Genomic DNA, 9781 nt, shown 5'->3' with positions numbered 1-9781 from the left:
ACCTCCTGGACCACGGCGCACGCGGACCCGGGCCCGGCGCCGCACAGGACTCAGTAGCGGCCCGGACTCGGGGCACCCTGGTCGACAGGCTCCCGGCCACGCACACCGACGTGCCTCCCCACGCCGGGACAGGAACGCGGCGCCGTCGAGGTCGCCGCAGGCCACCCCGCCGGGCCCCGCAGCACGCCGTGTCCCGATCCGGAGATGCGGGAGTGCGGGGAGGATTACGGCGCGCCGTGCGTCGCGGTCGGGGAGGAAGACGCCTCCGGCGACGCCGTCACGCCGGCCCTGTGGTACGCCGAGGGCATCGGCGGCGCCCGCGCCGTCCGGAGGGAGACCGCCGAGTGGGGCGCGCCTCACCGCGCGCCCTGCGGCCGTCAGTCGGCCAGCCGGTCCAGGACCACCGTCGCGAGGCGCAGCGCGGCATGCAGCTCCGTCACCTCGGCGACGGTGGGACGGACGACGCCCGACCACTCACCGCGCAGGCCGGGCCAGACGGCGAGCAGCACCTGGGCCCCGGCGAGGCCCAGGTGCGCGGTGACGTCGCTCCGGTCCTCGCCCGCGTGCGTCCAGGAGAGCAGGACCCGGCCCTGCGGGACGCGGGACGGTGCGCCCAGCGGCACCCAGGTGGCCATGAGCCTGCCGTCGACCGGCGTCACGATCGCGCCCCGGACGTCGGCCGGCATGGGCTCGCGCGTCAGCGTGGACAGTTCGACGGTCCGGCGGGTCTCCGTGCCCCGCACCAGGGTGAGAACGGGCCGGCCCGCACGGGCGGTCCTGGGCCCTCGCCGCCCGGAGGACGGCGGCCTGAGCGGCGAAGGGTCACAGCAGGGTCGGCCGCACCTGTGGTGCCTCGTCATGTTCTCTCCCCCTTCAGGCCCGGTGTGTGGTTCATGGCACGATCCTTCCGGAGACACGGTTGCGGACACATCCGTCATCTGACTGCTCCAGGGCCCGGTCGCCCGCGGGTGTGCCGTGTGCGACCCGTTCCAGCAGGCGGGCACCGGCGGACAGCGCGGGTTCGGCGTCCGGCACCGGGTGCGCGGTGACCGCGTACAGCCGGGCGAGGAGCCGGGCCAGCCGGCCGCCGCCGGCGTACGCCAGGGCGACGCTGCCCTCCCAGAGGGTCTCGCGCAGGCGGGCCGGGGTGAACTGTCCGTCCCCGGCGCAGGCCACGAGCAGGCGGGACGCCAGGGTCCGTTCCAGCGCCGCCGGGGCCCACCTGCCCCCGTCGAGGTCCTCGGCGAGGGCGGCGGTCAGCTCGCCGAGCCGTTCCACCGCCGGCATGTGCGGCTGCGGGACGGCGGCAGGAGCGACTGCGTCATGGGACATGGGTGTCGAGGGCCTTCCGCTCGGTACGGATGGTGTGTGTCCGTCCGCTCGCCGGACGACGTGCCCGCGCGGGCGGAGCACCCCGCACGACGGCGCGGAGTGTAGATTTCCCTCAGGATATGTGTTTCGCAGGTGTTCGCCGCACCGGCTCGGCGAAGCGGATCGTCGTCGCTCGGAGTGCCGGGAGACCACAGCCATGTGTGCGGCATGTCATCACAGGCCGGGCGGGCGCCGCCCGAGCCCGCCCGACACGGCACCACCACGGAAAGAGACCGGAGCATCGATGAGATCGGACGCACGCTCCAACCGGCTGCGCATCCTCGAGGCGGCGACGGAGGCACTCGCCTGCCCCGGCGACACCTCCTTGAAGTCCATCGCGCGCAGGGCAGGGGTGGGCCAGGGGACGCTCTACCGGCACTTCCCCACCCGCGAGTCCCTGATGCTGGAGGTGTACGGAGCGGAGGTGGACGAGCTGGTCACCGCGGTGCCCGCACTGCTGTCGGCCCTGACCCCGCCGCACGCGCTGCGGGTGTGGCTGGAGCGCCTGCTGGGCCTCGGGCGGAGCACACCCGAGTTCGCGGAGGCGATGCGAGGGGCCACCGCCGCCATGACCGAGCAGTGCCGTGAGCCGTACCGGCCGCTGCTGGACGCCTTGACGTCGCTGGTGCGCGCCAACGAGGCCGCCGGAACCATCCTTCCCGGAACGACGGCCGACGACGTGCTCGTGCTGCTCGGCCCCCTGTGGCACGTCGGCCCCGAGGACGAGGAGCCCGCCCGGGCCGCGCGGCTGTTCGACGTGCTCATCCGGGGGATGTGCCCTGCGTCCGCCGTGCGGGACGCGTCGGTCCCCGGCGAGACCCGGCGCGGGACGTGAACCTCCCCGGGCGCCGTCTCGCGCATGGCAGGCTGCATCTGCTGCTCACCCTCGACTCGCTGGTGGTCGTGCTCATCTCCGTCAACAGGAAGGCCGGCGGCACCCTCGCGTTCGTCGCGGACAACCGGTTCCTGCGCTGGGTCGAGATCGACAACATGGTCCTCGGCCTGTGCACCGTCCTGCTGTACTACCTGGTCACCGCCCACCTGGTGCGGGACGGCCGGCCGCGGCGGCGCGGCGGTCTGCTCGCGCTCGGTGCCCTGTTCACGGCCGGCGCGTACCTGTACGCCCTGAGCTTGGGCGACCACGAGGTCACCAACTACCTGCACGGGCGGTTCTGCGCCGAGAGCCTGCCCTCGATCTGCCGTGTCGTCGCCTTCAACGACGACGTGTTCTCCGACGCCGTCTTCCTCGCCGGGTTCACGGTGCTGAACTCCACGGTCATGCTGGCCCAGTTCCTCTTCCCGACCGACCGTGCGCCGCGTGCCTGGGACAACGTCCTGATCACGGTGAACGCCCTGTTCATCGCCGCGGGTATCACCGCCAACGTGGCCTTCGAGAACGCCGGGTTCGATCCGTTCGTGGTCGCCCTGACGGCGGTGTTCGCGCTGGTCCTGCTGTGGCTCTCGCCCCGGCAGCCGGTCCTGCGCTACTACGGCGTCGCGTACGGCGCCGGACTGGCGACCACGGTGCTGGTCAAGGCTCAGTAGAGTTCGTCGCCCGGGAAGAGGGTGAGCAGCCGCGCGGTCTCCACGTACAGCCACGCCAGGGTCAGCGTGAGCCCGAACGCGGCCGGCCAGGACTGGTCACGGGACGCGCCGTACGTGATGCCCTTCTCCACCTGCCGGAGGTGCAGGGGCAGGAAGGACACCCCGAGGGTGACGCCGACGACCCCCATGACGACGCCCAGGCCGAGGGGACGCAGGCCCAGGCCGTCCGTGCCCATGAGGGGGTGGAGGAACCAGTCCGCCAGGGCGAGGAGGCCGAGTGCGAGGAACGCGGCGCCCGCCAGGCCGTGGAGCCGGCGGTTCACCCGCATCCAGTGCAGTGCGCGGGCGAGGAGGAGTGCGGCGCAGGCCGCCATCGTCCCGAGCACGGTCTGCACGAAGAGACCCGGTGACAGGGGGCGGGAGGCCGTCATCGACAGCACGCCGAGGAACACGCCCTGGAACGCGGCGAACGTCAGGGCCAGGGACGCGGACGCCGGGTTCCCGCGGCGCTGGACCACCACCAGCGCCGCCGCGAGCAGCCCGGCACCGGCGGCGACGCCGTACGACGCGGCCGTACCGAGCGCGGCGAGCGGCAGCAGGGTCCACGACAGCACGGCCGTGAGGGCCGTGACCGCGAGCCCCGCGGCGGCACGGGGCAGGACGCCGTCCATCGTCATCAGGTCGCCCACGTGAACGGGCAGCGGGGCGGCCTCCTCGGCGTGCGCCTGCTCCCAGTCGCTGCCCACCCTGATCCGGTCCCGCGCGACGGCGATCCCGGCGCGTGGGTCCCTGGCCGCCGTCTTCAGCCCGCCCCGCCGTTCGAACCGCGGCCGGGAGAGTATCGGGTTGCTGCTCGTCAGCGAGGGCTGCTGCTCGATCGGTGTCACGCCAGATCCTCTTCTCCGTGTCGGACGTACCGCTCCCGGCAGGTCGTGGCCGGTCCGCAGCCGACGGGCTCGCCGGAGCACCGGCCTGCCCCAGCCTGCCCCAGGGGACAAACCACGCGCATCAGTCACTTGACGGTGCGCGGGAGCGGTTGCCGCGCCCGCGGCGGGCAGTCACGGCGGCCACGTCCGGGGAAGGACGGGGTGTGTGCCGCCGGCCCACCGGTCGCCGCGCCGCCGGCGGGCATCGCACGTGGTGCCGGATCACTCGGCCGGCGCGTAGAAGCGGATCGGCGAGTTCGGCCGGAAACCGATCCTCGGGTACACGGGTGCCCCGGCGACGGTCGCGTGCAGGGTGGCCCGGGTCAGCCCGGTGGCGCGGGCACCCTCGTACAGCGCCTTGCGGGTCACCGCCTCCCCGTATCCCCGGCGCTGCCGGTCCGGTTCGGTGGCGACGAGCACCACGAACAGGCGGCCCCGCGCCTCGACGGTGGCGGCGCACGCGACCGGGACGCCGTCCCGCAGTGCCAGGTAGGCGTACACCTCCCGCTTCCACAGCGTGGAGCCGGCCAGCCCGTCGCGGCCGTCCTCCAGGTCGAAGCCGTAGGCGCGCGAGTTGATGTCCGCGTAGGCGCGCAGCTGGGCGTCGGTGGTCACCCGCCGGAAGGTGAGGTCCGGGTGGTGGGGCTCGGGGATGGGCAACAGGTCGCCGGCCATGCCGGTGCCGGGGAAGGCGTGGACCAGGCCGGCGCGTCCCGCCGCCTCCTCCAGCGCCGCGCGGGCGTCGTCCGCGAGCAGGTCCTCGAAGAGCCACAGGAAGCCGGGCCGCTCCTTGGACCGCATGATGTCCGCGGCCTGGCCCAGGCGCCGGTCCAGCAGTTCCGCGTCCGCCCCGGCCTCGGTCAGGGTGATCGCGTTCCAGAAGGCGAACCGGCAGTCGGCCCAGCGGACGGCGAGACCCGGCAGGTCCCGTACGTCCGCTTCCGCGTCCCGGTCGAGCACCATGGCGCGCCAGACCGTGGAGAGCTGCTCCACCGATTCGACCGCAGCCGCGAGATCCGTCACCGCAACGCCCTCCCCGTCTGTTGTGTGCGTACGTCCTACCCTGGCCGCGGCGAATGAATACATGTGCCGCCTTCGGCAAGGTGCGCCCGCCCGGTACACGTGTTTACGGAGCAATGACGTGAACCGATGATACCGTTGTTTGCGGATCGTTGATTCAGCGAGAACGGACCCCCCATGTCTTCACACGAACCCGCCTACGACGTCGTCATCGTCGGCGGCGGAACGGCCGGCTGCGTGCTCGCCGCGCGTCTGACCCAGGACCCGGACCTCCACGTGCTGCTGCTGGAGGCCGGCCCCGCCGAGCTTCCGGACGCGGTGGCCCATCCGCCGGCCTGGCCCTCCCTGGCCGCCTCGGAAGCCGGCTGGGGGGAGACGACCGTGGTCCAGCGGGCCTCCGGTGCCCCCGTGCCGCTGCCGCGAGGCCGGGGCCTGGGCGGTTCGTCCGCCATCAACGCCATGGTCTTCGCCCGCGGCCACCGCACCGGCTACGACAGCTGGAGCGAGCACGGCGCCAAGGGCTGGACCTTCGACGACCTGCTCCCCTACTTCCAGCGCAGCGAGACCGCCCTCAACGGGGCCCCCGGGCGCGGCACCTCCGGCCCGCTCACCGTGGCACCGGCCCGGCAGCCCAACGAGATCCTGCTCGCCTGTCTCGAAGGCGCCCTCGAAACCGGACACCGCCGGGCCCACGACATCAGCGGCGGCCTGGAGGAGGGCTTCGCCCCGGTCGACCTCAACATCGTCGGCGGACGCCGGCAGAGCGCCGCCGACGCCTACCTCACCCCGGCGATGGACCGCCCCAACCTCCATGTGATCACCGAGGCGGCGGCACACCGGCTGCTCTTCGAGGGACACCGCTGCGTCGGAGTGGAGTACGGCGCCCACGGACGCACCCACACCGTGCGGGCGACCGGAGAGGTGGTGCTGACGGCGGGGACCATCGGGTCGGCCCTGATCCTCCAGCGCTCCGGCATCGGCCCGGAGAACGAGCTGAGGCAGGCCGGGGTCGAGGTCTTCCACGCGCTGCCCGGCGTGGGGCACAACCTGCACGACCACCCGCGGGCCAACCTCGTCTACCGGGCCCAGCGGCCGGTGCCCCCGGCCCGGGGCAACCACGGCGAGATCCTGGGGCTGCTGCGCAGCACGCCCGACGCCGTGGGCCCTGACGTGCAGATCATCTTCATCGACATCCCGGTGCCCAATCCGGTCGCCCCGGTGGACAACGGCTTCACCATCGGGATCTCGCCGATGCGGCCGGCGAGTCGCGGCACCGTGCGGATCACCTCGGCCGACCCGTACGCGCCGCCGGCGATCGACCCCCGCTACTTCACCGAGGAGGCCGACGTCCGGGCGGTGCTGTCGGGCATCCGGACGGCCCGCGGGATCGCCTGGTCCTCCGCGCTCGCCGCGTGGGGGATCGAGGAGGTCAGTCCCGGACTCGCCGCGGTGGACGAGGAGTCCATCGCCGACCACGCCCGCCGGTACTTCAGCTCGTACTGCCACCCCGTGGGCACCTGCATGATGGGCGAGGACGACGCCTCCGTCGTCGACTCCGCGCTGCGCGTGCACGGACTGGACGGCCTGCGGGTCGCCGACGCCTCCGTCATCCCCTCCATCCCCTCCAACAACACCAACGCCACCGTGTACGCGATCGCCGAACGCGCCGCCGATCTGCTGCGCCGTCCCTGATCCCGTGGCGTGACGCACCGCACGAACGGGACGCACCGCACCCGTTCCGGCCACGGCGCGTCACCCCGCGCCCGCCCCAACGCCTCCCCGGCCCCGGCTATTACGCCGTAATAGGGCAGCTCCGCACGGGAGCGGCCCGCTCCGGCCGCGAGGCGGGGCGGCGAACGGCACCGCAAAAGGAATGGCCGATTATGGACGTCCCTTAGACTCCAGTGATTGCATGGGCCGCACGGAGCCGGGCGCAGGCACCGCCAGGTCGGCACGGGTAACCGGGCCTCCGTACGACGGCCGTTGGAGGCAGCCTGATGAATGACCTGGATCCGACCGTCTGCCCGGCCTCGACACGGCTTGTCGGACGTGAAGCGGACCTGTCGTTCATCCAGTCCTTCTTCGCCGACTCCGAGGTCCACGGCGCGGCTCTGCTGCTGTCGGGCGAGGCCGGGGTGGGCAAGAGCGCCGTGCTCGACGCGGTGGCGGCCGGCGCCGTGCACAACGGGGTCCGGGTGCTGCGCGCGGCCGGCGTGCAGTTCGAGGCGGACATCAGTTACGCCGGCCTCAACCAGCTCCTCGTGCCCCTCTTCGACCACCTGGACGTCCTGGACAACCCGCACCGCGACGCCCTGCGGGTCGCTGTCGGCATCGGCAGCGGACCGGCTCCCGACCGCCTCCTGACCTCGACGGCGGTGCTGCTGCTGTTGCGGCTGATCTCCGCCGAGACGCCGCTGCTGGTCGTCGTGGACGACCTGCCGTGGCTGGACCGGGCGACCACGGCCGTCCTCGGTTTCGTGGCCCGGCGGCTCGTCGGCAGCCGGATCGGCTTCCTCGCGGCCTCCCGTGAGGGCTCCGACAGCTTCTTCGAGTCCAGCGGCCTGACCGAGCACCGGCTCAGCCCGCTGGACGACGCGTCGTCGGCCGAGCTGCTCGCGCTCGCCCACCCCGACATCTCCCCCGCGGTACGGCGCCGCATCGCCGCCGAGGCCCGCGGCAACCCACTGGCGCTGGTCGAGCTGCCCGTGGCGCTCTCCACCGAGCAGCGGGCGACCCTGGCGGCGGTGCCCACCGTGCTGCCCCTGACCGAGCGCCTGCAGACCATGTTCGCCTCGCGCGTGGCCGCGCTGCCCGACCGCGGCCGTGAGCTGCTGCTGATCGCGGCCCTCGACGGCACCGGCGACCTCGCCGCGATCGAGGCCGCCGCGGCCGGCCGGGCCGGCGTCGACGACCTGGCCCCCGCCGAACGCGACCGGCTGGTGACGATCTCGGCGGACAACCGGCGGCTGTCCTTCCGGCACCCGCTGATCGGCTCCGCGGTGGTGGAGCTGGCGACCGCCTCGGAACGCAGGAGGGCCCACCAGGCGCTCGCCGGTGTGCTCGGCGAACAGCTGGAGCGCCGTGCCTGGCACCTGGGCGAGGCTGCCGTGGGCCCGGACGAGACCGTCGCGGCCCTGCTGGAGGAGGCCGCGCGCCGCCGGCTGCGGCGCGGGGACGCCCTCGGCGCGGTGACGGCGCTGACCCGGGCCGCCGGGCTGAGCCCCACGGCGGCCGACGAGAGCCGTCGGCTGGCCGAGGCGGCCTACGTCGGCGTGGACTCCAGCGGTGAACTGGAGGACGCCTCGCGACTGCTCGCCGGGGCCCGGCTCGTCCATCCCGGCACCGGGCAGCAGTCGCTGCACGCGGCGGCCGCGTCCGCGTTCCTGCTGATCAACAGGGACGGCGACATCGACACCGCGTACCGGCTGCTGGTCGGGGCGATCGAGTCCGGGGACCACGGCTGGGACGCCTCCGACGACGCGCTGATCGAGGCCCTGCACCTGCTGGTGCTGCTGTGCTGGTACGGGGGTGCCGCCGAGCTGTGGGAGCCGCTGTTCGCCTTCATGGACCGGCTGGTCCCCGGACCGCCTGAGCTGCTCTGGGTGGTCTCCCAGACCTTCGCCGACCCCGCGCGCACCGGTCCCCCGGCCCTGCCCCGCCTGGCGGAGCTGATCGCCGGCGTCGGGGACGACCCCACCCGCGTGGTGCGCGTCGGCACCGCCTCGGTCTTCCCCGACCGGCTCGGGGACTTCCGGTGGGCCACGCGCCGGCTGATCGAGCAGGGCCGCGCCGGCACCGCGCCCGTCCGCCGGCACCTGGGCGCGCTGATGCACCTGGGCCTGGACTACTACCACCTGGGCCGCTGGGACGACGCCGCGCAGTTGGCCGCCGAGGGGCACACGCTGTGCACGAACCACGACTACCGCTTCTTCGCGTGGTACTTCGACTACATCCAGGCCGTCGTGGCCGCGGCGCAGGGAGACGCGGAGACCGCCGCGACACTGACCGAGGACATCGTCCGGTGGGCGACGCCCCGCGGGGCCCACGGCGCCCGGTTCTTCGCCTGCCACGCCAGGGCACTGGCCGCCCTGGGCAGCGGCGACTTCGAGACCGCCTACCAGCACGCCTGCACGCTCAGCACGCCCGGGGCCGTGGCCCCCTACGTGCCGATCGCCATGTGGGGCACGATGGACCTGGTCGAGGCCGCCATCCGGACCGGCCGGGAGGAGGAGGCCGCGGCCCACGCCAGGGCGATGCGCGCCTCGGCGATGGCCGGGCTGTCGCCCCGGCTGGAGTTGCTCGTCCTGGCCTGCGAGGCGCTGACCGCCACCGGCGAGGAGTCCGTCGCCCTCTTCGAACGCGCCCTGTCCCTGCCGGGGCCGGAACGCTGGCCCTTCGACGCGGCACGGGTGCGCCTCTTCCACGGGGAACGCCTCAGGCGCCTGCGTGCCACCGCGGAGGCCAGGGAACAGCTGACGCAGGCGCTGGAGGTCTTCCAGCGGCTGGGAGCCAAGCCCTGGGCCGCTCGCACGGCGGCCGAACTGCGCGCGAGCGGCCTGTCCGCGCCGGCCGCCACCAGGCCGGGTTCCGTGGCGCTGACCGCGCAGGAACTGCAGATCGCCACGCTCGCGGCGACGGGACTGACCAACAAGCAGATCGCGGAGCGGCTGTTCCTGTCCCACCGCACGATCGGCACGCACCTCTACCAGATCTACCCCAAGCTGGGCATCACCTCGCGGGCCGCGCTCAGGGACGCGCTCTCCGGCCTCGGCCTCGAGCAGGACGACTGAGCGCCCGCCGGACAAGGACGGTGACGGGGCGTCCGCTCAGTCATTTGACGTATGCCCCTGCGCGCGCGGACACGCACAGTGGAGGCGGGAACGGCCTGCTTGGACCGTCCTCCCACGGCGGCCGTACCC

General features: G+C 73.7%; 8 protein-coding genes. 4 read left to right on the top strand and 4 right to left on the bottom strand.

The genetic code is table 11. The features are described from left to right. Window positions 1-377: 377 nt before the first annotated feature. Together LG395_RS39990 and LG395_RS39985 are read right to left on the bottom strand one after the other, a co-directional pair. The gene (locus LG395_RS39990; protein ID WP_308071496.1) at window positions 378-743 is read right to left on the bottom strand and encodes a hypothetical protein; all 366 of its coding nucleotides are present in this window, start codon (window positions 741-743) and stop codon (window positions 378-380) included. Window positions 744-891: 148 nt separating this feature from the next. Further along, complete coding sequence (locus tag LG395_RS39985) at window positions 892-1332, bottom strand: hypothetical protein (RefSeq protein ID WP_225814372.1); 441 nt, start codon at window positions 1330-1332, stop codon at window positions 892-894. A 283-nt stretch (window positions 1333-1615) separates the two neighbouring features. Between LG395_RS39985 and LG395_RS39980 the strand changes: the two genes are divergently transcribed. Together LG395_RS39980 and LG395_RS39975 are read left to right on the top strand one after the other, a co-directional pair. Next, entirely contained in the window at window positions 1616-2206 is a 591-nt protein-coding gene (locus tag LG395_RS39980; RefSeq protein ID WP_225814371.1) for a TetR/AcrR family transcriptional regulator, read from the top strand. Continuing rightward, window positions 2203-2916 carry a hypothetical protein gene (locus LG395_RS39975; RefSeq protein WP_225814369.1) on the top strand — a complete coding sequence of 238 codons (714 nt, stop codon included), beginning with the start codon at window positions 2203-2205 and terminating at the stop codon, window positions 2914-2916. Before LG395_RS39980 ends, LG395_RS39975 begins: the two co-directional genes overlap by 4 nt. Here the strand turns inward: LG395_RS39975 and LG395_RS39970 are convergent. Both LG395_RS39970 and LG395_RS39965 read right to left on the bottom strand, forming a co-directional pair. Further along, the gene (locus LG395_RS39970) at window positions 2910-3803 is read right to left on the bottom strand and encodes a Bax inhibitor-1/YccA family membrane protein (RefSeq protein WP_225814367.1); all 894 of its coding nucleotides are present in this window, start codon (window positions 3801-3803) and stop codon (window positions 2910-2912) included. The genes LG395_RS39975 and LG395_RS39970 overlap by 7 nt on opposite strands. 261 nt (window positions 3804-4064) lie before the next feature. Next, a complete protein-coding gene (locus tag LG395_RS39965; protein ID WP_225814366.1) occupies window positions 4065-4865 on the bottom strand; it encodes a GNAT family N-acetyltransferase in 801 nt (266 codons plus the stop codon). 174 nt (window positions 4866-5039) lie between these two features. On the opposite strand from LG395_RS39965, the gene LG395_RS39960 reads away from it, so the two are divergent. Both LG395_RS39960 and LG395_RS39955 read left to right on the top strand, forming a co-directional pair. Further along, entirely contained in the window at window positions 5040-6554 is a 1515-nt protein-coding gene (locus LG395_RS39960) for a GMC family oxidoreductase (protein ID WP_225814365.1), read from the top strand. A gap of 305 nt (window positions 6555-6859) precedes the next feature. Then, window positions 6860-9652 (top strand): ATP-binding protein, encoded by a 2793-nt coding sequence (locus LG395_RS39955; RefSeq protein WP_225814364.1) that lies wholly within the window; start codon window positions 6860-6862, stop codon window positions 9650-9652. The last annotated feature ends 129 nt before the right edge of the window (window positions 9653-9781 follow it).

Origin of the sequence: Streptomyces spinosus, assembly GCF_020400655.1 — a bacterium.
Taxonomy (GTDB): Bacteria; Actinomycetota; Actinomycetes; order Streptomycetales; family Streptomycetaceae; genus Streptomyces; species Streptomyces argyrophylli.
This window is presented reverse-complemented; position numbering and strand designations above follow the sequence as displayed.

Excerpts from the sequence above, each read along its gene's own strand:
- LG395_RS39985 (WP_225814372.1), bottom strand. The coding sequence starts at position 1,332 with ATGTCCCATGACGCAGTCGCTCCTGCCGCCGTCCCGCAGCCGCACATG.
- LG395_RS39980 (WP_225814371.1), top strand. The coding sequence starts at position 1,616 with ATGAGATCGGACGCACGCTCCAACCGGCTGCGCATCCTCGAGGCGGCG.
- LG395_RS39960 (WP_225814365.1), top strand. The coding sequence starts at position 5,040 with ATGTCTTCACACGAACCCGCCTACGACGTCGTCATCGTCGGCGGCGGA.
- LG395_RS39955 (WP_225814364.1), top strand. The coding sequence starts at position 6,860 with ATGAATGACCTGGATCCGACCGTCTGCCCGGCCTCGACACGGCTTGTC.